At 69.9% G+C, this 24692-nt stretch carries 22 protein-coding genes; 6 read left to right on the forward strand and 16 right to left on the reverse strand.

What is annotated here, in order from left to right; all coding sequences use genetic code 11:
• The first annotated feature begins 54 nt into the window (after positions 1-54).
• Positions 55-900, forward strand: coding sequence for an SGNH/GDSL hydrolase family protein (locus UK23_RS04960; protein WP_156212789.1), 846 nt, complete (start codon positions 55-57; stop codon positions 898-900).
• On the opposite strand, the gene UK23_RS04965 is transcribed toward UK23_RS04960, so the two are convergent.
• Genes UK23_RS04965 through UK23_RS04975 form a run of 3 tightly spaced genes read right to left on the reverse strand, consistent with a single transcriptional unit; the run spans position 881 to position 3598 of the window.
• Positions 881-2446: a sensor histidine kinase gene (locus UK23_RS04965; RefSeq protein ID WP_045310148.1), complete on the reverse strand. Its 1566-nt coding sequence runs from the start codon at positions 2444-2446 to the stop codon at positions 881-883. The two genes, UK23_RS04960 and UK23_RS04965, sit on opposite strands and share 20 nt — an antisense overlap.
• Positions 2443-3087, reverse strand: coding sequence for a response regulator transcription factor (locus tag UK23_RS04970; RefSeq protein WP_045310149.1), 645 nt, complete (start codon positions 3085-3087; stop codon positions 2443-2445). Before UK23_RS04970 ends, UK23_RS04965 begins: the two co-directional genes overlap by 4 nt.
• Positions 3068-3598, reverse strand: a complete 531-nt coding sequence (locus UK23_RS04975) for a hypothetical protein (RefSeq protein WP_052684365.1) — start codon at positions 3596-3598, stop codon at positions 3068-3070. Before UK23_RS04975 ends, UK23_RS04970 begins: the two co-directional genes overlap by 20 nt.
• Before the next feature lie 170 nt (positions 3599-3768).
• On the opposite strand from UK23_RS04975, the gene UK23_RS04980 reads away from it, so the two are divergent.
• On the forward strand, positions 3769-4725 hold the full coding sequence (locus tag UK23_RS04980) for a class I SAM-dependent methyltransferase (protein WP_156212791.1): 957 nt from the start codon (positions 3769-3771) through the stop codon (positions 4723-4725).
• A gap of 57 nt (positions 4726-4782) precedes the next feature.
• On the opposite strand, the gene UK23_RS04985 is transcribed toward UK23_RS04980, so the two are convergent.
• The gene (locus tag UK23_RS04985) at positions 4783-5394 is read right to left on the reverse strand and encodes a TetR/AcrR family transcriptional regulator (protein ID WP_045310151.1); all 612 of its coding nucleotides are present in this window, start codon (positions 5392-5394) and stop codon (positions 4783-4785) included.
• Between the two features lie 70 nt (positions 5395-5464).
• On the opposite strand from UK23_RS04985, the gene UK23_RS04990 reads away from it, so the two are divergent.
• The 3 genes from UK23_RS04990 to UK23_RS05000 are packed head-to-tail and all read left to right on the forward strand — an operon-like array spanning position 5465 to position 8834.
• The gene (locus UK23_RS04990) at positions 5465-6322 is read left to right on the forward strand and encodes a metal-dependent hydrolase (RefSeq protein WP_045310152.1); all 858 of its coding nucleotides are present in this window, start codon (positions 5465-5467) and stop codon (positions 6320-6322) included.
• A complete protein-coding gene (locus UK23_RS04995) occupies positions 6322-7218 on the forward strand; it encodes a PDR/VanB family oxidoreductase (protein ID WP_045310153.1) in 897 nt (298 codons plus the stop codon). Before UK23_RS04990 ends, UK23_RS04995 begins: the two co-directional genes overlap by 1 nt.
• 2 nt (positions 7219-7220) lie before the next feature.
• Entirely contained in the window at positions 7221-8834 is a 1614-nt protein-coding gene (locus tag UK23_RS05000) for an SDR family oxidoreductase (RefSeq protein ID WP_231114377.1), read from the forward strand.
• Here UK23_RS05000 and UK23_RS05005 read toward each other — a convergent pair.
• The 6 genes from UK23_RS05005 to UK23_RS05030 all read right to left on the reverse strand — a co-directional run bounded on the left by UK23_RS05005 (position 8820) and on the right by UK23_RS05030 (position 14274).
• Positions 8820-9215 (reverse strand): tetratricopeptide repeat protein, encoded by a 396-nt coding sequence (locus tag UK23_RS05005; protein ID WP_045310155.1) that lies wholly within the window; start codon positions 9213-9215, stop codon positions 8820-8822. The genes UK23_RS05000 and UK23_RS05005 overlap by 15 nt on opposite strands.
• Before the next feature lie 55 nt (positions 9216-9270).
• Positions 9271-10716, reverse strand: coding sequence for a carboxylesterase/lipase family protein (locus tag UK23_RS05010; protein WP_045310156.1), 1446 nt, complete (start codon positions 10714-10716; stop codon positions 9271-9273).
• Positions 10717-10766: 50 nt separating this feature from the next.
• Positions 10767-11735, reverse strand: a complete 969-nt coding sequence (locus tag UK23_RS05015) for an NAD(P)-dependent alcohol dehydrogenase (protein ID WP_045310157.1) — start codon at positions 11733-11735, stop codon at positions 10767-10769.
• Positions 11736-11888: 153 nt separating this feature from the next.
• The gene (locus UK23_RS05020) at positions 11889-12461 is read right to left on the reverse strand and encodes a VOC family protein (protein WP_231114379.1); all 573 of its coding nucleotides are present in this window, start codon (positions 12459-12461) and stop codon (positions 11889-11891) included.
• A gap of 29 nt (positions 12462-12490) precedes the next feature.
• Positions 12491-13825, reverse strand: coding sequence for a dihydrolipoyl dehydrogenase family protein (locus tag UK23_RS05025; protein ID WP_231114380.1), 1335 nt, complete (start codon positions 13823-13825; stop codon positions 12491-12493).
• A gap of 2 nt (positions 13826-13827) precedes the next feature.
• Positions 13828-14274: a VOC family protein gene (locus UK23_RS05030; RefSeq protein WP_045310160.1), complete on the reverse strand. Its 447-nt coding sequence runs from the start codon at positions 14272-14274 to the stop codon at positions 13828-13830.
• A 105-nt stretch (positions 14275-14379) separates the two neighbouring features.
• Here UK23_RS05030 and UK23_RS05035 point away from each other — a divergent pair, with 105 nt between their 5' ends.
• Positions 14380-17028 carry an ATP-binding protein gene (locus tag UK23_RS05035; protein ID WP_045310161.1) on the forward strand — a complete coding sequence of 883 codons (2649 nt, stop codon included), beginning with the start codon at positions 14380-14382 and terminating at the stop codon, positions 17026-17028.
• Here UK23_RS05035 and UK23_RS05040 read toward each other — a convergent pair.
• The 6 genes from UK23_RS05040 to UK23_RS05065 all read right to left on the reverse strand — a co-directional run bounded on the left by UK23_RS05040 (position 17025) and on the right by UK23_RS05065 (position 24568).
• Complete coding sequence (locus UK23_RS05040) at positions 17025-18017, reverse strand: hypothetical protein (RefSeq protein WP_045310162.1); 993 nt, start codon at positions 18015-18017, stop codon at positions 17025-17027. The genes UK23_RS05035 and UK23_RS05040 overlap by 4 nt on opposite strands.
• A gap of 42 nt (positions 18018-18059) precedes the next feature.
• Positions 18060-19346, reverse strand: coding sequence for an L-serine ammonia-lyase (locus UK23_RS05045; RefSeq protein WP_045310163.1), 1287 nt, complete (start codon positions 19344-19346; stop codon positions 18060-18062).
• A complete protein-coding gene (locus UK23_RS05050; RefSeq protein WP_045310164.1) occupies positions 19343-20302 on the reverse strand; it encodes a hypothetical protein in 960 nt (319 codons plus the stop codon). The genes UK23_RS05045 and UK23_RS05050 overlap by 4 nt, the downstream gene beginning before the upstream one ends.
• Positions 20299-21204 (reverse strand): TolB family protein, encoded by a 906-nt coding sequence (locus tag UK23_RS05055; RefSeq protein ID WP_045310165.1) that lies wholly within the window; start codon positions 21202-21204, stop codon positions 20299-20301. The genes UK23_RS05050 and UK23_RS05055 overlap by 4 nt, the downstream gene beginning before the upstream one ends.
• Entirely contained in the window at positions 21201-22397 is a 1197-nt protein-coding gene (locus UK23_RS05060; RefSeq protein ID WP_045310166.1) for an MFS transporter, read from the reverse strand. Before UK23_RS05060 ends, UK23_RS05055 begins: the two co-directional genes overlap by 4 nt.
• Before the next feature lie 74 nt (positions 22398-22471).
• Positions 22472-24568: a metallophosphoesterase gene (locus UK23_RS05065; RefSeq protein ID WP_045310167.1), complete on the reverse strand. Its 2097-nt coding sequence runs from the start codon at positions 24566-24568 to the stop codon at positions 22472-22474.
• Positions 24569-24692: the final 124 nt, after the last annotated feature.

A 24692-nucleotide genomic window follows, 5' to 3' on the forward strand; every position in this document is an offset into this window, starting at 1 on the left:
TCACCGCCGGTTCCGTACCCTCGACCCATCGGTGTCGAATGAGAAGGAGCCCGCGTGCCGAGGTTTGCCCTGGTCGTGGTCCCGGTGGCGGCACTGCTGATGCTGACCGCGTGCACCGCGGTCCTGCCCGCCGTGGCTCCTGACACCGAGAGCGTCAAGCAGCCCGGGCAGCTCACGTACGTCTCGCTCGGCGACTCCTACGCCACGGGCTACGGACCGAACGGCCCCGGCGAGAGCTTCGCGCAGATCGTGGCCCGGCAGGAGAACCTGCACCTGGTCAACCTGGCCTGCAACGGCGCCACCTCCGCCGACCTCCTCACCCAGCCCGCGTGTGGACCCGAGACGGAGGGCAGGACCCAGGTCGACGCGACCGTCGACGCGTTGCGCACCGGCGAGGTCGGCCTGGTCACGATGGTGATCGGCGCCAACGACCTGCTGGAGCCGTGCGCGGTGGCCGAGGACCCCGGCAGCTGCGCCACCGCGGCGGCCACCGACACCAGGAACAACATCGGCACCATGCTCACGAAGATGCGCGAGGCGGCGCCGGACGTGAAGATCGTCGGACTGTCCTATCCGGACGTGTTCCTCGGTGCGTGGGTCAACCCGGAGTTCTCGAACGGCGAGGACGTCGCCCGCGCGTCGGTCAAGCTGTACGAGGACTTCAACGGCGAGATCGCCGCCGAGTACGCCAAGTTCGGCGCCAGCTACGTCGACGTCACCAGCAGGACCGGTGGCTATGGCGCGCTGACCGACCTGACCCAGGACCCGAAGTACGGCGAGATCCCGTCACCGGTCGCCGAGGTGTGCGCGCTCACCCACTACTGCGACCAGGGCGACGTGCACCCCACGCCCGCGGGCCATCAGGCGATCGCGGACGCGGTCATCGCCGCGGGTCGCTGAACTCCGCCCGCACCGTCGTCCCCTCACCCACCGGTGAGTTCACCGCGAGCCGTCCGCCCAGCGCCGCGACCCGGTCGTCCAGCCCGCGCAGCTCGGAGACGCCACCGACTCCGTTATCGCTGACATCGACCGTGACCAGCCCGTTCGAGCTGATGATCTCGATCTTCACCTCACGGGCTCGCGAGTACTTGGCCGCGTTCGTGAGCGCTTCCGCGACGACGAAGTAGCAGGTCCGTTCCGCGACCGGCGACAACCGCTCCTCGGGCACACCCACGAGCACCGCCGGGACCGCGGACCGTTCGACGAGCGACAGCAGCGCCGGGCCGAGTCCGGCATCGGTCAGCAGCACCGGGTAGATGCCCCGCGCCAGCTCACGCAGTTCGTCCAGTGCCCTGGCCAGCTCCTCGCGGGCAGCGGCGAGCAGTTCGGGCGAGATCTCGGCCAGCCTCAAGGTCAGCAGCACCGAGACCAGCCGCTGCTGCGCGCCGTCGTGCAGGTCGCGTTCGACCTGACGCCGGGCCTCGTCCGCGGCCTCCACGATGCGCCGCGCCCGCAGTTCGTTCTGCACGGCCAGAGCCGCGCTCGCCGCGACCGCCCGCACGAACCCGGGATCGAGCGCCGGATCGTGCACGAGCGCCGCCAGCCGCGTCCCGCCCGCTTCGAGGTAGGTCACGCCACGGGACGTCGGCGCCACCTCGCCGTAGACGATCTCCAGCGTCGGGTCGTGCAATGTTCGCGCTAACACCGACCGCAGATCACCCGGCAGCCCAGCGCCCAGCGACACAGCCAGCTCCCCCACCGCCGACCGGTCCAGCCGCGCCCGCACCAGCCCGTAGAGCAACGCCAACGGCCACCCGACCAGCACCGCCTCGGTCGACCACTGCAGCGGCACCTGCACGGCCGGCGGCAACCCGGCCAAGGCCGCCAGGTAGGTCACGACCGTGGTCAGCACGATCGCCGCGCCACCCCACACCACCGGCCCGAGATCGCGCCGGCCCACGCTGCCCGACCGCAGCCAGCGCGTGATCATCCGCGCCAGCAGGGCACCGAACAGCGCGATCCCGCTGATCATCACGACCACCGCGACCGTCGGAATCCCGCGCGCCTGGACCTCGCGGATCACCACGATGTTCTGCGGCCCGTCGAGCGGCGCGACCAGCAGGTAGCCGACGTTGACCGGCACGGTGAGCCCATAGGCAACGCTCACAACCACGCGCTGCCAACGACTTGTGATCCGCCCGGACGGATAGGTGACCAGCAGGTGCCCGAGCACCGCCAGGTAGAGCGTCTTGGTCGCGACCCCGACGGCGAACGCGACGTCGTTCTCGATCGCCCCGGCCAGTCGCACGAACCACGCCAGCCCGACCGCGATCATCAGCTGTCCGGAGAAGCTGTCCGGCCGCCGGTCCGCCGCCTCGACCCCGGCGCCGATGAACGACAGGCCCACCGCGAGGTTGAGCACGACCGCGGGCACCGGCACCTCGTAGCCGCCCCAGACCAGCGCGGCCAGGGCGAGGAACCCGGTGCCCAGCCAGAGGACTCTCATCGGCGCAGGTAGGCGAGCACGGCGAGCACCCGCCGGTTGTCGTCGGGTCCCTGCCGCAGCCCGAGCTTGGTGAACACCGACCGCACGTACGCCTCGACCGTCTTCGGGCTCAGGAACAACCGCTCGCAGATCGCCTGGTTCGACCGTCCCTCGGCCATCACGGCGAGCACCTCGCGTTCCCGTTCCGACAACGACTTCAGCGGGTCGTCGACCCGCTGCCGTCCCACCAGCGTCGCCACCACGCCGGGATCGATCACCAGCCCGCCCGCGGCGACCCTGCGCACGGCGTCGGAGAGTTCGGCGAGGTCGGTGACCCGGTCCTTGAGGAGATACCCGGCACCACGAGCGTTGGTGTCCAGCAGCTGCAACGCGTAGTGCGGCTCGACATGCGCTGACAGCACCAGAACCCCGATCTCCGGGTGCGTCTCGCGGATCTCCCGCGCCGCGTCGAGGCCCTCGGTGGTGAAGCCGGGTGGCATCCGGATGTCGACGACCACGACGTCCGGCGGGTCGGCGTGCACCCGAGCCAGGAGCTCGGCCGCGTCGCCGGCCTTCGCCACCACCTCGAATCCCGCGTCGGTGAGCAGCCGCGCGACACCCTCTCGGAACAGCGCCGCGTCGTCAGCCAGTGCTACCCGCATGCGCCGATGGAACCACGTGCCCGACCCGCCTGCGCCGCCACATGAACAACAGGACCGCGTTCACCACGACGAGTCCGGCCGCCGCCGGGTAGAAGAGTCGCATCGCGCTCTCGGTGTCGCTCACCGCGAACGACCACGCGATCTTGAAGATCCCACCGGCGTTGATCACGACCAACGCCCAGACCATCGACCGCCGCCACACCGCGGCGCCCAGCGATACCAGCATCAACGGCACGAGGAGAGCCATCGCGATCTTCGCGAGCCCCCACTCCCCCAGCAGGTACTCGCGCTCGTCGGCGAGGAACTGGATCGCACCCGGCGTCGGGTGCTCCGGTGCCGGGAACCACGCCATGCTCGTCGCCAGCGCGACCAGCGTGAGCGCGATGCCCCAACCACTGCGCTTGTAGCTGAAGTACGCGAACGGCAGCAGGAACAACGGCCGGATGTACCAGCTGAGCTCGTTGTGGTGCCGTGCCCACGCCCACGAGGCGAGCTCGTTCAGCCACTCCATCGTCTTCTCCTCTCGAGTGGCTTTCAGCGTTCTCGTTCCCACTGATCGAAACCACGAGGGCAACCCGTGAACTGCGGGCAGGGTTGTCCCCGTATTACCCGAAAGCCTCTGTCGGTCGGCGGCGCCGGCTGCCAGGCTCTGGAACCGTTGCCGCAGCGAGGAAGTGTTCGATGACAGTGCTCCCGCAAAGCATGGACGCCCTGCACCGGCTGAACGACGCCGTCGACGGGTTCCTCCGCAGTGAGAAGGAGTTCAACCTCACCGATCCCGCCACGCACATGCTGGTCGGCGGCCGCTTCCGCACCCTCGGCACGCAGATCGGCGCCAGCGTGCTCGCGGGAGTGCCGGACGAGGACATCGCCGCGATCGTCCAGCCCGCCCGGTCGGCATGCGCACGTTCACCTTTCATGCGCGACGAACAGGAATGGGCTCGCGGCTACCCGAGCGACTACAAGCTCGTCGAACACGTCCTGGCCCAGGCCAACGGAGCCGCGCCGGGCACGCTCGGCTGGCACGTCGAGGCCAGCCTGCAGAGCTCGGCGATCACCCAGCAGCAGCGCAACCGGGTCATGCACCAGGCCCGGCTGATCAGCGACGTGCTGACCGCGCCGCGCAACGGCCCGCGCTCGGTGCTGATCATCGCGTCCGGAGCGGCACCCGACCTGCGGACCATCCCGCCCGGCATCGTCCGGCCCGGTGACCGGTTCGTGCTGACCGACGTCGACCCGGACGCACTGGAGCTGGCCCAGAAGCGGCTCGGGCTGCTCAACAACTTCACCACCGCGGTGCCAGGCAACATCTTCCGCGCTCTGGGACCGTTGGCGGAGCTCGGGCCGTTCGACCTGGTGCTGGTGAACGGGCTGTACGACTACCTCAACGACCGCGCGGCCGTCCGGTTGACCGAGGCCGTGCTGACTCGGCTGTGCCGGCCGGGCGGCACGTTCTACTTCTCCAGCACCGGGGTGGGCAACCCGTTCCGGTGGCCGTTGGAGTATCTGATGGAGTGGCAGCTGATCGAGCGCGACGAAGCCGCCGTTCGCGCACTGCTGCCGGGGTGTGACGTGTCGATCGGCCGTGAGCCGACGGGGCTTGCGTTGCTCACGCACGTCCGGACGCGGACGGGCTGAGCTCAGGCGATCTGCTTCTGGGCTCGGCGGCGGCGAGAGTGAATCCGAGGACGGTGCTCAGCGCAGCCCGTGGGCGATCCGGGACACGAAGGCCACCAAGCGGTCCGGCGTGAACTTCTCCGGGTCGGTGAGGACGAGCCGGCCCGACATCTCGGCCAGGGCGAGCATCGCGTGGCCCAGCAGGTCCGAGTCGAGGTCGTCCAGGCCGCCCAGCTCCTTGAGGCCCAGCGCGGCCAGGTCCTCGATCTGGGCCAGGACGCCCGCGCGGACCAGTTCCACCTGGGCGCGGAACTCGTGGGGCGTGCCCTCGGGCGGGAGGAGCACCAGGCGCCAGCGGTCCGGGGCTTCGACGACGGCGTTCACGAAGACGCGGACGGCGTCGGCGAAGGCGTCGTCCGGGGAGCGCGTGGCGAAGTCGGTGGGGAGGGCGGCGATGACCTGCTCGGTGGCTCGGCCCGCCTCGCGTTCGAGCAGGGCGCTGATCAGTTCGGCGCGGTTGGCGAAGAGGTCGTAGAGGACGGGTTTCGTCACCTGGGCCTGTTTGGCGACGGATTCCATCGTCACCGAGTCGAACCCTGCCGGAATCAGGCTCAGGGCGGCGTCCAGCAGCTGCTCGCGGCGCTGTTCGGGCGGCAGGCGGCGGGCGTACTTGCGACGCGTTGTGCTCACGGGTCCATATTGCTACGGTGGCGTAGCTTTCACAAAGCTACGCGGGCGTAGTAATTGTCGGAGGAGCGCGATGGAGCCGGACAACCTCGTTCTGCAGCCGCGTGACGTGCAGTTCGACTGGTCGACACTGCCGATGCACTGGGTCCCGGACGAGCCGGTGGCCACGCACGTCATGAACGTCCTGCACCTGCTGCTGCCGGAGGGCGAGCGGTGGTTCGTGCGGACGTTCCAGCAGGTCGTGCCCATGATCTCGGACGACACGTTGCGCGAGGACGTGCTCGGCTTCATCGGGCAGGAGGCGATGCACGCCGAGGCGCACAGCGAGGTGCTCGACCACCTGCTCGCCAACGGGCTGGACCCGCGGCCGTTCACGCGGCAGATGGAGCACGTGTTCCGGCGGATCCTCGGGCCGAAGCCGGGGTTGACCGAGGAGCAGGCGCGCGAGCAGTTGATCGAGCGGGTCGCGATCGTGGCGGCTGTGGAGCACTTCACGGCGTATCTGGGCGACTGGATGTTGAACGCCGACGCGCTCGACCGGGCCGGGATCCACCCCGTGATGCTGGATCTGTTGCGGTGGCATGCGGCTGAGGAGGTCGAGCACCGCAGTGTGGCTTACGACCTGATGTGTCACCTCGATCGCCGGTATGTGCGGCGGGCGCGGACGATGCTGCTGGTCGCGCCGGTGTTGTTCTGGCTGTGGGTGCGGGGTGCGCGGTTCATGGTGCACGCCGACAAGACGACTCGGGTGCGGTTGACGTGGCGTGAGGCGATGCGGGCCGGGCGGCGCGGGTTGCTGCCGAAGCTGTCGGAGATCTTCCGGGCGTTCCTGCGGTACTTCCACCCCGCCTACCACCCGAAGCAGGAAGGCTCGACGTCGCAGGCCATCGCCTACTTGGCGGCGTCGCCTGCCGCTCGCGAGGCGCACTGATGCTGAGCGGCCTCACGAAGTTCGGCGACTTCTACGACGCCGCGGTCACGCGATTCGGTGGGCGAACACGTCCGGGAACTGCCCGGGATTCCTTGTGGCTCAACGTTGTCGAACGCTCACAAGTCGCGGACGGCGTGGTGAGCCTGCGGTTCGGCGGCGCGACGTTGCCCGCCTGGCAGCCCGGTTGCCACATCGACCTGCACCTGCCGAGCGGGCTCCGGCGCCAGTACTCGTTGTGCGGCGATCCGGCGGAGAGCACCTACCGGATCGCGGTGCGCGAGGTCGGTGCGGGATCACGCGAGGTCCAGGCGCTGCGGGTGGGCGACCGGATCCAGGTGCGCGGGCCGCGCAACGCGTTCCCGTTCGCCGGTCTCGGGCCGATCGTGTTCGTGGCGGGTGGCATCGGGATCACGCCGATCCTGCCGATGGTCCACGCGGCGGCCGGGCGAGGCCTGGACTGGCGCCTCGTCTACTGCGGGCGGTCGACGAAAGCCATGCCGTTCCTCGACGAACTGCCGATCGGGCGGGTCGACATCCGGATCGGCCGCGGCGGGCCGCTGCTCGGCGACGCCCACCCGCGTGGCGCGGTCTACTGCTGTGGTCCGGCGTCGATGCTCGGCCAGGTGCGCACCGAGTTCTCCTCGCGATGGCTGCACTTCGAGCGCTTCAGCCCGCCCCCGGTCGTCGACGGCCGGCCGTTCACGGTCGAACTGCGCCGCAGCGGGGTATCCCTCGACGTGCCCGCTGATCGGTCCGCGCTCGACGTCATCAGGGACTTCCGGCCGTCCGTCGCCTACTCGTGCCGGCAGGGGTTCTGCGGCACGTGCGACGTCGGCGGTGTGCGGATCTGCGTGGACAGGCCAACCGGTGACCGACTGGTGCTGGAGGAACTGTGAAGGTGCGTTCCGGAGAAGTCGACCTCGCCGTGCAGGTGCGCGGCACGTCCGGGCCCGCGGTCGTGCTCGTCCACGGATATCCCGACACGCACGCCGTGTGGGACCGGGTGGCGACGTTGCTGGAGAAGGACTTCCGGGTCGTCACCTACGACGTGCGCGGCGCGGGCGAGTCGACGCCGCCGTCCGCTGAGGACGGTTATCGGCTCGAACATCTCGCGAACGACCTGTTCGCGGTGATCGACGCGGTGAGCCCGGACGAGCCGGTGCACCTCGTCGGTCACGACTGGGGCTCGATCCAGTCGTGGGAGGCCGTGACCACGCCCGGCGCGCGGATCGCCACGTTCACCTCGATCTCCGGACCGTCGCTCGACCACATGGGTCACTGGTCGCGCAAAGGCTTGTCGATCGCTCACATCCGGCAGTTCTTCCGGTCGTGGTACATCGGCGCGTTCCACCTGCCGGTGCTCGCGCCGCTGTTCTGGCGGCTCTACCTCGGCCCGCGCTGGGGTGGCGTGCTGAAGCGGCTGGAGGGCGTCGAGGTCAAGCCCGCGAGTACGATCACCCGCGATGCCGTGCGCGGAATCTCGTTGTACCGGGCCAACATCCGGCCGGTGATGCGGTCGCCGCGGCATCGGCTCGCGCCCATGCCGGTACAGGTGATCCAGCCGACCCGCGACCGCTACGTCGACACGCGGCCGCTCGACCTGGAGCGCTGGGTGCCGTCACTGCGCCGTCGCAGGATCGCCGCGGGACACTGGGCACCGCTCAGCCACCCCGCGCAGCTCGCCCGCATGATCAGCGAGTTCATCGCGGACACCACTCCCCCGCGCGAGCTCGTCGTGATCACCGGTGGTGGCAGCGGAATCGGCAGGGCGACGGCGGTGGCGTTCGCCGAGGCCGGCGCGAAGGTCGTGGTGTCCGATGTGGACTTCGCTGCAGCAAAGGAGACCGCGGAACTGACCGACGGCCACGCCTACGAGGTGGACGTGCGCTCCGAAGACGCCGTGCGGGCCTGGGCCCTGCAGGTCGCGGACGAGCACGGCGTGCCGGATGTGGTCGTGAACAACGCCGGTATCGGCCACTCCGGGTCGTTCCTGTCGACCTCGACGGAGCAGTGGCAGCGGGTGCTGGACGTCAACCTGTGGGGTGTCGTGCACGGCTGCCGCGCGTTCGGGGAGCTGATGGTCGAGCGCGGCGAGGGCGGGCACATCGTGAACCTGTCCTCGGCGGCGGCCTACCTGCCGTCGAAGATCCTCTCCGCCTACGCGACGAGCAAGGCCGCGGTGTTCATGCTCTCGGACTGCCTGCGGGCCGAGCTCGCCCCGCACGCCATCGGTGTCAGCGCCATCTGTCCCGGGCTGGTGAACACGAACATCACGGCCACCACGACGTTCTCGGGTGTCAGCGCCGAGGAGCAGAGTCGCAAGCAGGACCGCGCGACCCGCATCTACGCCAGGCGCGGCTTCGGTCCTGAGGGAGTGGCGAGCGAGATCGTGCGCGCCGTCCGCCGCAACCGCCCGGTGGTGCCGGTGACGGTCGAGGCGAAGGCGGCACGTCTCGCGAGCCGGGTCGCGCCAGGGATCCTGCGCTCGTTCGCCAAGCTAGACGTCGGCTAGGCCGCCACCGAACGCGGCGGCCAGCCGGAGCCAGGGCGCGGCCTCGTCGGGCCGGCCCTGCCGCTCCAGCGTGCGCCCGAGCAGCAGGTGGGCGTAGTGCTCGACCGGGTCGCGGTCCACGATCACGCGCAGCTGCGCCTCGGCCTTGCCCAGCTGCGCCGAGTGGTAGTAGGCGCGGGCCAGCAGCAGGCAGAGATCCGTCTGGAAGGGCACTTCCCCGACGACCTCCGCGAGCAGCTGCGCGGCCTTGGCGTAGTCACGGGCCTCGAACAGCAGTTGTGCGCGTTCCCACTTGTCCGCCGCGCTCTCCACGTGCCCGTCGTCGAACAAATGCGTCGCGGTGACCCAGCGGTCCTCCGAGACCTGACCGAAGTCGTACATCCGAGCCTCCCTTCCGGACGCGTACAACGCCGTCCGGCGGCAGGTATTCCCGCCGTCAGAGCAACGGGAGCGGCTCGAACGAGCGGCCCTCCCAGAGCTGCCGCGATACCTCCTCCGGGTATGCGGTCACGGCATCCTCGACGTCGAACACCCGCGTCTGGCGGTCAGCGCCGTACGCAGGCCAGCCCGGATCGCCGTCGATCGCGAACCCCGACCACGCCGCCCGCATCCGCCCGGACACCTCCCACGCCACCGGCGTGATCTCGCCGAGCACCGCGGCCGCCTGGCCCCGGTCGATGTTGCCGAACACCATGGGCACGTCCATGCCGTGGCACGCGCGGAAGATCTCCGTCGGCTCCCACGCCACCACGTAGACGTGCGCCCGGCCGCCCGCCGCCACCTGGGCTTCCGCCAGGTGCAGCGACGGCATCCGGAACAGCCAGTCCGAGCACACCAGCTCGAACAGCTCCCCCGGCGCCAGGTCCGGATACGCGAGGCCGGGCGCGAACACCTCCAGCGCCTCCGCCGCCTGGTCGGCGGTCACGTTGCCCACCAAGCCTTCCAGCACCGACAGCAACCGCTGCTCGTGACGCGTGTGCCCGGCGATCAGCTCGACGTCCCGCGCCGAACCCGAAGCCACCGCCTGCCACGGCGAGACCGGCAGCACGTCGCCGTCGACGACCGGGGCGAACGGGATCTGCTTGTGCGCGGCCTGCCCCCAGCGGCCGGCGAACTGCCCGATCTTGGCCATCACCTCGTCCCCGGCGGACGGCAGCAACTCCGGTTCCACAGTGGACAGATCCTCGACCGTCGGACGCAGACCGAGTTCGGCGGCGCACGTGGCAGCGATGTCGGCGGCCAGCTCCGGCGTGAAGAACGTGCCGGGCACGCTGCTCGCGATCGCCCGGTGGAACAGCCCAGCCGCCCGCGGCATCGCCAGCAGTGCCGCGACCGAGCCACCACCGGCGGACTGGCCGAAGATCGTCACACGCGCCGGATCCCCGCCGAACGCCCGGATGTCAGCGCTCACCCACTCCAGCGCGGCGACCTGATCGAGCAGGCCGCGGTTGGCAGGAGCGCCCTCGATCTGCGCGAATCCCTCGATCCCCACGCGGTAGTTGAACGTGACCAGCACGACCCCGTCCAACGCCAGCCGAGTGCCGTCGTACTCGGGCAGACCGGACATGCCTACCGCGTAGGCGCCGCCCTGGATCCACACCATGACCGGCAGATCACCGGAAACGTCGGGCGACCAGACGTTCACGGTCAGCCAGTCGTGCCCGGCCACGCCCATGCCGTCCATCCCGAAGAACCCGGCTTGCGGTGGCGGTGGACCGAACTCCGAGGCGTCCCGGACGCCCTCCCACGCGGCAGCCGGCCGGGGTGCGGCGAACCGCAGCGCACCCACCGGAGCCGCGGCGAACGGGATGCCGCGGAACACCGCGACACCCGATTCCATAGCGCCCCGAACCATTCCACCGCTGACGCGAACCTCGACCATGCGCGGATCGTCGCCCCTGCACCCCCGGCAACGCCACGCAATTTCCGGCGTCAGGCCGTGACGACGACCTTCGCGCGGGCGTGCTCCAGTTCGACGTGCCGGATCGCGTCGGGCGCGTCGGTCAGCGGATAGGTCCGCTCGATCACCGGCACCAGTTCCCCGGACTCGGCGAGGTCGCGCAACGCGGCCAGGTTCTCCTTGCTGGGCTTGGCTTCCAGCACCACGAGCCGCTGCCGGGTGAACGACCGGATCAGCTTGGCCTGAACCATCAACCGGTAAGGGCCGAACAACACCCCGCCGGTGAACGTGCCTCCCCCGGACAGCACCAGCGTCCCGTCCGGCGTCAGCACGCTGCGCAACGAGCTCATCGACCTGTTCCCCACCAGGTCGAAGACCATGTCGTAACGCTCGGAACCGTGCGTGAAGTCCTCGGCCTTGTAATCGATCACATGATCCGCACCCGCCGACCGCACCTGCTCGACGTTGCGCGTGGAGCACACCCCGGTCACGACGGCCTTGCGCGCCTTGGCGATCTGCACCGCCATCAGCCCCACCCCGCCGGACGCGCCGTTGATCAGCACCTTCTGCCCGGCCTGCAACTCCCGCAGCCCCATCCACGCCGTGTTGCCCGCCAGCGGCAGCGTCGCCGTCTGCTCGAACGACAGGTTCGACGGCTTGCGCTCCACCAGGTGCGCCGGCACCCGCACGTACTCGGCGAAGGACCCCGAGACCTCGCCGAACACCTCGTCCCCCACTCGCAGCAACCCGTTCACGCCGGCCCCGGCCGACTCGATCACACCCGCGAAGTCCATACCGCGGATCCGCGACTTCGGCCCGCGCAGCCCCAGGAACAACCGCGCGAAGTACGGGTCTCCGCGCATGATGTGCCAGTCGGCGGCGTTCACCGACGACGCCCGCACCCGCACGAGCACCTCACCGGCGGCCGGCACCGGCCGTTCGACCTCACGCAGCTCCAACACGTCCGCCGAGCCGTATCTGTCCTGGACGATCGCCTTCATCGCGGCCTCCCTCGCTTGCCGCAGAAGGTATGTCGCGCCGGCGGCCGCCCACATCAGGGACGACCCCTAGGGCGGCCACCCGATGTCTCCCGACGACGAAGCGCGCGGAACACCGGCTCTCGTCGGCGTTCCGCGCAGCGCTTCCGTCCAGAACTACAGCGGCAGCTCCTGGCCCGTCTGCTCCTTGACCAGGTACTCGGCGTACCAGTCGGGCCAGTTCTCGTCGAACGCGCCGCCGTTGCGCTTCTCGTGCTCGCCGTGGGCCAACGCCGCGCGGCGCAACGCCGAAGCCAGGTCGGTGATCGACGCGTAGGTCGTGTCGTCGGCGTCGACGCGTCCGGGCAGGCGGGTCGTGACCTCCTGCAGGATCCACAGGTTGCCGTCCGGGTCGGCGAACTCGGCGCGCGAGAAGTAGCTGCGGCGCTCCGGGTCCACGCCCTCGACCGGGCCGTCCGGACCACCGTGGTAGACCGGGCCGACCTTGACGCCGGCGGCGAGCAACGCCTCGTGCGTCTCGACGATGTCGTTCACGATCAGGAAGTGCCGGCCCGAACCGGGTGCGGCGGTCGTGACGCCCTCACCGAAGTGGATGGACGCGTTGGAGCCGTTCGGGGTGAACTGCACGACCCACGGCGGGGTGACGTCGAGCCTCCAGCCCAGGTGGCTGTAGAACTCCTTGGCGCGCTCGACGTCCGTGACGCCGATGACGGTCACTTCGAGCTTCATGTCGATCGCAGTGAGATCTTTTGGCTGGTTCATTTCGCTACTTCCTCTGCCAGGTCGCGGAGGCCGTTGAGGAACGCCTCGGAGAAGGTGGGAAACGGTTGGATGACGTCGAGCAGCACGGACAGCGGGACCTTCGCGCGGATCGCGAGGGTGGCCTGCTGGAGCCACTCGCCTGCCTCGGGGCCGATGGCGGAGGCGCCCGTGAGGACTTCGCCGTCGGAGACGAGGGTCAGGAAGCCGGGCCGCGTGGCGTACTCACGGGTGTAGGTGGCCGTTCGCGCGACGCCGGACAGGTGGGCGGTTGCGGTGTACTTTCCTTCTGCTGCACCGACCGCGGCGACCTGCGGGTCGGTGAACACGACTCGCGGGACGGCGCTGTAGTCCACTTCGGACGGCGTGCCGAGGATGTTCGCGGCGGCGACTCGGCCCTGGTACTTGCCGGCGTGGGTCAGGTTCCACTGGCCCGTGACGTCGCCGACCGCCCAGATCCCGGGAGCCACGTTCATCCGCTCGTCGGTTTCCAGGCCGTGCGGATTCGGTTCGATGCCAACGGTTTCGAGCCCGATGCCGTTGACCCGCGGACGCCTGCCGGTGGCGACGAGGAGCTTGTCGCCGCGCAACTGGGTGCCGTCCTCGAGGTCGAGCACGTACTCGTTGTTGTCGTACCCGGCTTTGGTGACGTGGCGGCCGAGGTACAGCTCCACTCCGGTCAGCGCTTCACCGAGTGCCCGGCCGACCGCCTCCGGTTCGCGGGGCAGCAACCGGTCCGCGCCCTCGACCAGCGCGACCTCGGACCCGAGCCGCTGGAACGCCTGCGCCATCTCGACACCCACCGGTCCGCCGCCGAGGATCAGCAGCCTGCCGGGGATCTCCTTGACGCCGGTGGCCTCGCGGTTCGTCCACACGTCCAGGTCGCGCAAGCCGGGAATCGGCGGGATGAACGCTTCGGAGCCCGTCGCGAGCACGATGTGGTCGGCCGTGTAGGTCTGGTCGCCGACCGCGACGGTGTTCGGGCCGGCGATCCGGCCGTCTCCGCGCAGTACGTCGATCCCGGCGTCCCGGGCCCACTTCTCGCCGCCCGCATCGTCGTAGGACGAGACCATGAAGTCCCGCCACGCCAACGCCGCCTCGACGTCGATCGGCCCGCTGATCGCCTCACGCGCACCGGGAACGTCCTGCGCTGCCGCCACTGCCTCGCCGGGCCTGAGCAACGTCTTGGACGGGATGCACGCCCAGAACGAGCATTCGCCACCGAGCAGTTCGCGCTCGACGATCGCGACACGGAGTCCTCCGTCGGCGACGGCGGCGGCGAAGTGCTCGCCGGGTGATCCGCCGCCGATGACGATGACGTCGTAGTTGTTCACGTTCACACACGTCCCGGAAGGCGCGTCGTGACCTCCTGCAACACCCAGCCGTTGCCGTCGGGGTCGCTGAACGAGGCGAACGAGCCGTAGCTGGCGCGGTCGGAGGCAGGACCGTCGACCCGGCCCTCGGTCCCCGCGTGGTGGAAGACGCCGGTCTTGTCGTGGAAGATCTCGCTGACCTCGACACCGCGGCCGATCAGGTCCTCACGGGCGGCCACGATGTCGTCGACGATCAGGTGCAGGCCCTCGGCGCTGCCCGGTGCCGCGTTCGTGACGCCGCTGCCGAAGATGATCGACGCGGGCGAGCCGGGCGGGGTGAGCTGGGTGAGGCGGTAGCCCTCGTCGTTCGCGAACTCGGCGTCGAACCGCCAGCCCAGCGTCTTGTAGAAGTGGATCGCGCGGTCGACGTCGCTGACCGGGATGACCGCCACCTCGAACTTGAAGTCCATCTGAGTTCGTCTCCTTCGTTTCGGTAACTCGAGATTGCTCCCGCCAGGGGGTGCTTCGAACCCGTGGAACCCCCTGGTCGATCCCCGGCACGTAGGCTCGGACCCGTGTCGGACGATCTCCTGGGCAGACGCACAGAGGGCGAGCAGCTGGACCGCCTGTTGACGCAGGCCAGGTCGGGTACGGGCCAGGTGCTGGTGCTGCGGGGCGAGGCCGGGATCGGCAAGACCGCGCTGCTCGACCACGTGTCGGCGCGGGCTGCTGGGTTCCGGGTCACCCGAGCCGCAGGCGTCGAGGCGGAGAGCGCGTTCCCGTACGCGGGCCTGCACCAGCTGTGCGTGCCGTTCCTCGACCGGCTCGACAAGCTGCCCGCACCCCAGCGCGAGGCCCTGGGCACCGCGTTCGGGATGGCCGCCGGGCCTCGGCCGACGCGGTTCATGGTGGGTCTGGCGGTGCTGACGCTGCTCGCCGAGGTCGCCGACGAGCAGCCGCTGGTGTGCCTGGTCGACGACGCGCAGTGGCTCGACTCGATGTCGTCCGCGGTGCTCGGGTTCGTCGCGCGCAGGCTGCTGGCCGAACGGATCGCGCTGGTCTTCGTGCTGCGCGAGAGCAACGACTACCTCGACGGGCTGCCGGAGCTGTTCGTGCGCGGCCTGGACGACGCGGACGCCCGCGCGTTGCTGGAGTCGGTGATCAAGGGGCCGGTGGACGGGCGGGTGCGCGACCGGATCGTCGCCGAGGCCCGCGGCAACCCGCTCGCGTTGCTGGAACTGCCGCGCGAGGTGGCCGACGGGCTGGATCCTGGGCCGCTGACCAGCCGGATCGAGCAGAGCTTCGTCCGGCAGATCGAATCGCTGCCGCTGGACACACGGCAGCTGTTGCTCACCGCCGCCGCGGAACCGCTCGGTGACGCGACGCTGTTGTGGCGTGCGGCCGGGCTGCTCGGGCTCGGCGCCGACCCGGCCGCCGCAGCGGTGGGAACCGGGCTGATCGAGTTCGGCGCTCGGGTCCAGTTCCGGCATCCGCTGGTGCGGTCGGCCGTGTACCGGTCTGCGTCCACTGTGGACCGGCAGCGCGTGCACCGGGCGCTGGCCGACGTGACGGACGCGGCGATCGACCCGGACCGCCGTGCGTGGCACCGGGCCCAGGCCACCACCTCACCGGACGAAGAAGTCGCCGGGGATCTGGAGAACACGGCTTCACGAGCGCAGGCCCGTGGTGGTCTGCTGGCCGCCGCCGCGTTCCTCGAACAGGCCGCCGTCCTCACCCCGGAACCGGGCCGCCGCGCCGACCGTGAGCTCGCCGCCGCCCGTGCCAAGCGCGACGCGGGTGCGTTGGACGCGTCGTTGCGGCTGCTTTCCGCAGTCGAGGCCGGTCCGCCGGACGAGCGCCGCAGTGCCGAGATCGAGCACCTGCGCGGGCACATCGCGTTCGACCAGCGCCGGGTCGCCGAGGCCGCTCCCCTGCTGTTCAGCGCCGCTCGCCGGCTGACCCCGTTCAACCGCGACCTCGCTCGTGAAACGCACCTGGAGGCGTTGTCGGCGGCCATCTGGGCCGGTTCACCGCTGGCAGACGCGGCTCGAACGGCTCCCCCGGCGCGCACTCCGCCGTGTGCTCTGGACCTGGTGCTCGAAGCTCTGGCGACCCGCATCACCGCGGGCTACGCGGAATCCGTACCGCACATGGCCCGCGCGCTGGACGAGGTGCGGGCGCTGAAGGTCGGTGCCGAGGACGTCAGCCGCCTGCCGTGGCTCTTCGGCAACCGCGCGGGCGGGATCATCGCGACGGAGATGTGGGACTTCGAGACGCGGCGTGCGTTCGCCGGACAGCAGGTCCGCCTGTCCCGTGACGCGGGCGCGTTGGTCCAGCTGCAGTTCGCGCTGAACTTCTTGGCGGACAACGAACTCCTGGCCGGCGAACCCGCGGCCGCGCAGGCGTTGATCGAGGAGGACCAGCGGATCTCCGAGGTCACCGGCACACCACCGGTCTCCTACGCCGTCCTGCTGCAGGCCGCGTACCGGGGTGAGGATCTGGCGACTGCCGCCGGCGCGCAAGCACGTGCCGACGGGCAGGGACGGCTGGCCACCATCGCGGACTGGACGCTCGCGATCCTCCACAACGGACTCGGCCGCCACGACCTGGCCCGCGACGCCGCCCTCCGCGTCGGCGACTCCCTGGTCTACACGTGCTTGGCGACCTCGGAACTGGCCGAGGCCGCCTCGCGCACGGGTGATGCCGCCTTGGTCGCGGAAGCGCTGGAGCGTTCAGAAGCCTGGGTCGACACCGGGTGGTCGTCGGGCATCAAGGCACGGCTGCGCGGGTTGAACGGGGACTCCGCCGGCTTCCGCGACTCCATCGGCCACTTCGCGGGCACCGGTTTGCGCACTGAGCTGGCACGCGCACACCTGCTGTACGGCGAATGGCTGCGCCGAGAAGGCCAACGCGTTGAGGCCCGCGACCACTTGCGCACGGCCCACGAGATGCTGACGGCGTGTGGCATGCCGACGTTCGCCGAGAGGGCCTGGCGAGAACTGCAGGCCACCGGTGAGACCGCTCGCAAGCGCAGCGCCGAGCCCACCGACGAGCTGACCGCGCAGGAGTACCAGATCGCGAGGCTGGCGCGCGAGGGCTACTCGAACCCGGAGATCGGAACCCGCCTGTTCATCAGCCCGCGCACGGTGGAATGGCACCTGCGCAAGGTGTTCGGCAAGCTCGGCGTGACCTCGCGCCGCCAGCTCCGCGATGCTGCTTTCTAGTCCCACTTCACGGCAGTCAGCGGCGAGTAGTACTCGCCGGTGTAGCCGACGATCACGCCGTTGTTGTTGATGCTGACGGCTTCGGCCTTGCGCGCGCCGTCCGGTCGGCCGAGGTCGGTCTCGGTGCCGTCGGCGTCCCAGCGCTTCGGGAAGTTGTCCGACGTCGTGACGGTGGTGAAGCCGACCGCCACACCGTGGTCGTTGATGCCGCGCGGGTGGGTGTTGCCGTGGCCGTACATCGTGACGATCTTGCCGTCGATGTCCCAGCGTACGCCGGCCACACCGTAGTTGTTCTTGGTGTAGGCCTCGCCGACGACCTCACCGTGCCGGTTCACAGCCCGGGCGTAGCTGGTGTTGCCGCCGTCCAGGTCGGCGAGCTCGGTCACCGTGCCGTCGGGGTTCCAGCGAACCGCCCTGGTGATGAAGCCACCCAGGACGTACCCGACCGCGTAGCCGTTCGACGCGCCGGTCACCAGGCCCCAGTTCATCCCGCTGGGCAGGGGCAGCCTGGTGAGCGCGCCGGTAGCGTCCCACTTCACCGGGAGCTGCGGGTTGTTGTCGTCGGTCACGACTCCGTAGACGGTGCCGTTGTCGTCGATCGCCACGCCGGCCGCGCGGGCGTAGCCGGGGTACAAGTCGAGCACCTGGTACGTGCCGTCCGGGTTGAACCGGGTGGCCCGGCTGCTCACCCACGGCTCGAAGCTGCTGCCCGCCATCACACCGCTGTTGTTGATGGACGCCAGCCTGGTCTCCAGTCCTGCGGGCCCGGCCACCTCCGCGGGCAGACCGTCGTACTTCACCCCGCGCTCGGGCTTGCCGTCGGCACGGGATCTGCCGACCACCACGCCCGCGTCGTTGATCGCCTGCGCGGAGTGCCACGTGCCGCCGTCCAGACCACCGAGGTCAGTGGTGGCCGCGTGTGCCGGCGTCGTGACGACGACCGTCGCCAGAAGTGCTGCGGACAGGCTGAAGCCCAGCCGTCGACTCATCAGAAACCCCCCAGAGTTCACAAATCGAGCACGGCCACCGTATCAGCACTCGACGACGTTCACCGCCAGTCCTCCGCGTGCGGTCTCCTTGTACTTGTCGCTCATGTCCGCGCCGGTTTCCCGCAACGTGGCGATGGCGTCGTCGAGGTGGACGAGGTGCGTGCCGTCACCGCGCAACGCCAGTCGTGCGGCGGTGATCGCGGTGACGGCGGCGACGGCGTTGCGTTCGATGCACGGGATCTGGACCAGGCCGCCGATCGGGTCGCAGGTCAGGCCGAGGTGGTGTTCGAGGCCGATCTCGGCGGCGTTCTCGATCTGCCGGACGGTGCCGCCCAGCACCGCGCAGAGTCCGGCCGCCGCCATCGCGCACGCGGAACCCACCTCGCCCTGGCAGCCGACTTCGGCACCCGAGATCGAGCCGGTTTCCTTCAGCACCACGCCGATCGCGCCCGCGGTCAGCAGGAAGTCCTCGACGCCGGAAGCGTGCACGAACCGCGTGTAGTAGTGCAGGACAGCGGGCACGATTCCGGCGGCGCCGTTCGTCGGCGCGGTCACCACACGGCCACCGGAGGCGTTCTCCTCGTTCACCGCCAGTGCGTAGAGGCTCACCCAGTCCTGAGGTTCGGCGTCGCTCACCGACAACGTCTCCAGCAGCGCTTTGGCTCGACGCGGGACGTTCAGGCCGCCGGGGAGCACGCCGTCGCGCGCGCAACCCCACCGCACGCACTCCTGCATCACCCGCCAGATCTCGCCCAGCCCGGCGTCCACTTCGGACTCAGAGCGCCACGCGCTTTCGTTGCGGCGCATCAGCTCGGCGATCGACAGACCAGCGGACTCACAAGCGGCGACCAGGTCGGCGCCGGACCGAAAAGGATGTGGCACCGGCGGCGGGTCCGCGACCGCGTCCAGCGACGACACCACGAACCCGCCACCGATCGAGTAGTAGGTCCGTTCGACGCCGTCGGCCTGGAACACCATGCCGTTCGGGTGTTCTGGCAACGGGCGCGAGTCGAGGACCACGCAGGCGTTCACGAACCGGTCGCCCAGCAGCCTGACCTGGCCGCTGGCGTGGATGCGGGCGATCCGTGCGGGGATCGACGCGATGTCGACGTCCTCCGGGCGGCTCCCCTCCAGGCCGAGCAGCACGGCGGTGTCCGAGCCGTGGCCCACGCCGGTCGCGCCGAGCGAGCCGTGCAGGCGAACGGTCACCGAGTCCACGTCGGCCGGCAGTGTGAGCGCGAACAGCCGGGCCGCGCGCATCGGGCCCACGGTGTGCGAGCTCGACGGGCCGATGCCGATGCTGAACAGGTCGAACACGCTCGTCTTCACAGTTCCCCCAGGTCGATCGAGTGCCAGGTCAGCGAGGTGTTGTCGCCGGTCGACCACCACACGGCGTTCCCGCGGGCGACGACCGTGCCGAACGACGAAGCGAGGTCGGCGAGCCGGCCGCGGTCGACGTCGTACAGGCACAGCACGCCTCGGGAGTCGTCCGCCAGCACGGCGAACCGGTCGAGCAGCAGAACGTCCTGGACCGCCGGACGCAGGCCCGCGCCGCCGATCCGGCGGCGATCTGTGCCGTCCGCGCGCATCAGGTCGAACCGGGCACTGCCGCCCTGCCGCAGCACCTGCACGCGGCACCACGACGGCGTGCAGTCGATCAGCTCGTAGTTCTGCCCTGGCACGACAGTTCGCGCCGTGGTGCGCAGGTCGACCAACGCGGACGGGCCGCCCTGCTCAATCTCCGCACTGGTGGCGTACGGCCACTCTGTTAGCGCTAACTTCCCTGGCAGCACAAGCTTTTCCACCGCTCCCCCGGTCAGCGCGACCGTGCGGATCTCGGTGGTGCCTTCGGGTCCGACGGCGGCCCAGCTGACGTGGTCGTCGTGCACGACGACGTCGTACTGCGACTCCAGCACCACCGGAGCACCGATGTCGGCGGTGATCAGCTCGGCCACCGAGTCGGCCATCCTGAACAGCCCGGTGCCGCGTTCCAGCCACACCAGCGAACCAGCGGCCAACGTGTACTGCGCCGGCCCCTCGCGCACCACGTCGTCGTCGATCACCAGCCGCCCATCGGACTCCCCTGCCCTCAGGTCAGGTGACAGCGGCGCGAAAACACTGCCGTCAGGCAGGTTTCCGGACAGAGTGGAGATCCGCGCACCCGGCCAGGCGTCGGTCACGACCGGCGCCGCCACAAGTTTTCCGGGTGCGCGGACCGGCCCCGGCGCGGCGACGAGTACAGCCGCTGCCAGGGCAGCCACGACCAGCGCGATCCGGTGGGTCATCGGGCCACCGCTGGTGAAGCCGCATCCGCGTGGACGAGTTCCGGGCTCCCGCTGCCGGACGCGGGCACCTTCCAGATGGCCTTGTCCCGCCCGTAAGCCACCCAGGAGTCGTCCAGCCACTGCGGCTGGTCGTCGACGTGCTCCGACTCCGCCAGCGCGACATCCACGCCAGACCCCAGATCCAGCACGTGCAAGCGCCACTGGTCGCCGGCCCGGAACTTGTAGGCGATCCGCGTGCCGTCCGGCGACAGCGACGGGCATTCCACGTTCTCCCGCACCGAAGTCAGCACACGGGTCTCGGCCGATCCGCGCACCAGCCAGGTCTTCCCGCCCGAAGCCGCGGTGGCGTAGAAGGTGCGGTCGTCACGGCTGAACGTGATCCCCCAGTAGTTCACGTCCTCCGCCGTGTGCTCGGCACCGTCGATCATCAACGTGAAGTCCTCCAGCGAGCCGAAGTGCTCACCGCGCTTGAGGTCGTAGAACCCGGCGGTCGTCGAGAACGTGCCCACTCCGCCCAGATACGAGTCACCGGCGCGGAAAACGGTCCACATCACGACGTTGCCCGACGGCGATACCCGCGCACGGCTCGGGGTGCCCCATTCGGAGAGACGAAGGCGTGTCTCCCCGCTCCTGTCCAGCACCACGATCTCCGACTGCGCGGGTACCGCCGTGGTCCGCAGGCACACCAGGGTGCCCGCGGCGACGTCGACCCGTTGGCAGGCAGGCCCCGCACGTCCTGCCTGGCGCACCCGGCCCGCCAGGTCGACGTACACCAACTCACCGCTGGAGAGGTCCAGCGGCTCCTCCGCGGACCGCGCACCCACAGCCCGCATGCCGACGAACACCGCGCCCGCCACCAGCACGGCCGCCACCAGCACGACACCCAGCACCGTTCGGTTCACCAGCGCGCTCCCACCATCACCGCGACCGCGAGCACCGCGGCGAACACACCGAACGCGGGCCCCGACGACATCCCCGTGGCCGCCACACCGAACAACACAGCACCCGCGGCACGAGCCAAGGCCTGTCCTGTTTGGACGAACGCCAGCCCGGTCGCCCGCACCGGCTCCGGCACCAGCGGCCCGACGTAAGCCATCAACACGCCGTCCGTGCAGGCGTAGAACACCCCGTGCGCCAACAAGACCAAGGAAGCAGGAAACCAGCCACCCCACGACACGGCGACCAGCACGTAAGCCAGGAACAGCACGACGTGGCCGACGAGGAACACCTTCCACCGCCCGAGCCGGTCAGCGAGCTTCCCGACCGGTGCGGCCGCCACCATGAACGTCAACGCGGTCACCAAGGGCAGCAACGGCAACACACCGGCCGGCAACCCGGAAGTCTTCTGCACGCCCACGAACAGGAACATGTCGCCGACCGTGCAAGCACCGAGCAAAGCCACGATCAGCACAACGCGGCGAACCTCGCGGTCCCGCACCACGTTCCACGACAACCCGGGCCGCCGAACAGCGACCCCGGCAGGCTGACGGACGAACAGGGCCAGCACCACCACCGCGATCACGGCGAAGCAGAAGCTCACCGCGAACACCGACGTGTAGTCCATGACCAGCAAGCTCAACAACCCGAACGCCATCAGCGGCCCGAGCAGCGCACCGGCCGTGTCCAGCGCCCGGTGCACCCCGAACGCCCGTCCCAGCGCGTCCGACGGCGTGGCGAGCGTGATCATCGCGTCCCGCGGCCCGGTCCGAATCCCTTTGCCCGCCCGGTCGACGCCGATCACCAGGCCCATCCCGGCCACCGACGCCCCGACGAGGGGAAACCCGAGTTTGGTCAACGCGGACAGACCGTAACCGAAGAGCGCCACGGCTTTCGGGCGACGCAACCGGTCGGCCAGGTGCCCACCGGCGAGCCGCAGCAACGCCGTGGCACCGGTGTAGAGCCCGTCGATCGCACCGAGCTGCAAATAACCGACGCCGAGCCCGTAGACCAAGTACAGCGGCAGCACCGCGGTCACCATCTCAGCCGAAAGATCGGTGATCAGGCTGACCACGCCGAGACCGATGACCGTCGCAGGGATCTTGCCGGACCGGCCCTCGCTCTTGGCAAGACCGGCGCGCACAGAGGAGACGTACATCAGGGAAGTCCTTCCGGTGGAGAACGCGCGCACGGCCCCGCTTGCAGGGCGCGGAACCGTGCGCACGTCTTCCCTCATCCAGTGACGCGAACGTCATCCACAGCGGACTCCCAAAGGGATCCGGTACCCGCGTCCGCCGCTTCGACGACGAGCTTCACGTTGCGCCCGGCGAACTGCGCGAGGTCGACGGTGGCGGTCTGCCACGCGCCCGCGACCTTCACACCGGATGTGCCGAGCTTCTCGAACACCTTCGTCCTCGTCGTCCCGTCCAGCACGTGGACTCGCAGGAAGTCCTCAGTGGACGAGTTGTCGCCGTGCGCGAAGGTGTAGGAGAACGTGAGCTTTCCGCCCGACGGCACGGAGATCTGCGGCGAGGTCATCGACGTCAGGCCTCCGTCCACGTCGTTGGCGCCGTCACTGGCGCCGGCGAGTCGTCCCGTCACCAAGCAGTTCGTGCCACTCGTGGTGGTGCCGAGCTGCTTGACCGACCCGTCGGCCTCCCTGGTCTCCTCCGGGTCACCGCGCTCCCACCTGCCCGTGGTCGCGTTGTCGGTGCCCGAGGCGTTGACGACCCAGCCCCTGTCGGACTCGAAGTCGTCGCTGAAGCCCGTCGGCGTGCTGCCGACGGTGACGCTGAGCGAGGCCGTCTTGCTCACCCCGCCGGACGTTCCGGTGATCGTCGCCGTCGCCGAACCCGAGGCTGACGCCGACGCGGTGAGCGTCAACGTCGAGCTTCCGGGCGCGGAAACCGAGGACGGCGAGAAGGAACCGCTGACGCCAGAAGGCAATCCGGACACCGACAGCGCCACACTGCCGGTGAAGCCACCCGAAGCGCCCACGTCGACGGTCACCGTCTTGGACGTGCTCACCGGCACCGCGACCGAGGACGGCGAGGCGCCCACGGTGAAGGCGGGCGTGCTCGAAGCCTTCTTGCAGTTGCCGGACGTGGTGTCGGTGTACGTCCGCCCGGACACCGGCACGAAGTCGGCGCGGTAACCAGTAGCTGTCAGCGTCAGCTTGCCGACGCCGAACGTGTTCGCGTTGCCCGCCTCCTGCACCGCGTCCGAGTCGAGGTTGTAGTCGTAGAACCCACGCCCTCCGGTGCCGATCAGCAGCTCCCGCACGCCGTTGGTGTCGTCGCGCGTGCCGTCCGGCCGCGACGGCGCGAACCGCTGGTAGTTGTGATCGTGCCCAGCGATGATCAGGTCCGCCTTCGCCGCGTACAGCGCGTTCCAGAACGGCGTCACCGACGTGTTGTCGCCGTGGTCGCCACGACTGAACCGCGGGTGGTGCCAGTACGCCGCGGTGCACGGCTTGGTGTTCGCCGCCAGGTCGTTCTTCAGCCATGTCACCTGCGCAGAGCTCGCGTCGCGCGTGATGTTGGAGTTCAGCGCGACGAAGTGCCAGTCGCCGACGTCGAAGCTGTAGTAGCCCTTGCCGCGCTCACCGGCCCGCGCCCCGAAGTAGTCGAAGTAGCCCGAGGCGCCGGAGGTGTTGTACTCGTGGTTGCCCGGCGTGGGGTAGGTGATCGACTTGAACTGCCCGTACTGCGGGTTGTACTTGTTGCTGTAGTCCGAGCTGGACCCGCTGTCGTAGGCGTTGTCCCCGGCCAGGACCAGCGCTTGTGGCGCCATGTTCTTGACCAGCGGCGCCGTCTGGTTGCACGACGAGCCGCACACGTCGCCGACCGCCGCCACGGTCGCCGTCGCCGCCGCCAGCGACTGCGTGCCGTACTGGTAGGAGTCCACTGTGTACTTGCTGCCGCTGTCGGCGAGGTTGGGCTGCACGCGCACGCAGTCGCCCTCGAACGCCCTGGTGTGGAACGCCTTGCCGGGCCAGTTCTGCGCGGTCAGCGTGTACGAGCCCGACTTCGACCCGGTGAACGTGACGGAGTCGTTGCCCCGCAAGGACAACTCGGTGACGCGCAACCGCAGCCACTGTGCGCCGGACTGGCACACCTGGCCGTTCTCCGCCACTGAGGACCCGATCACCGCGGACTGCGTGCCGGGCTCGGCGAGCTGCGGCACGGACGGCACGTCCGGTACCGCGGCGGCGAGCGGGTGGATCCCACCGCCCGGCGGCAGCACGACAGCGGCAACTCCGCCGGCCACGACGGCCGCCGCCGCGTAAATCGTCGTTACGCGCCATCGTCGGCGCAGGAAGGATTTCATGGTGGTTCCTCTGAATGCAGGGGGAATTCAGGAAAAGTGGAATCGCGTCGCCGGCCTGCCGAGGAGCCGGACCGGCGCGCGACCTATTCGATTTGAGCTGACCTTAACGAGCGTTCAACGCCCG

The sequence above is a fragment of the Lentzea aerocolonigenes genome (genome assembly GCF_000955955.1).
Classification (GTDB): domain Bacteria; phylum Actinomycetota; class Actinomycetes; order Mycobacteriales; family Pseudonocardiaceae; genus Lentzea; species Lentzea aerocolonigenes_A.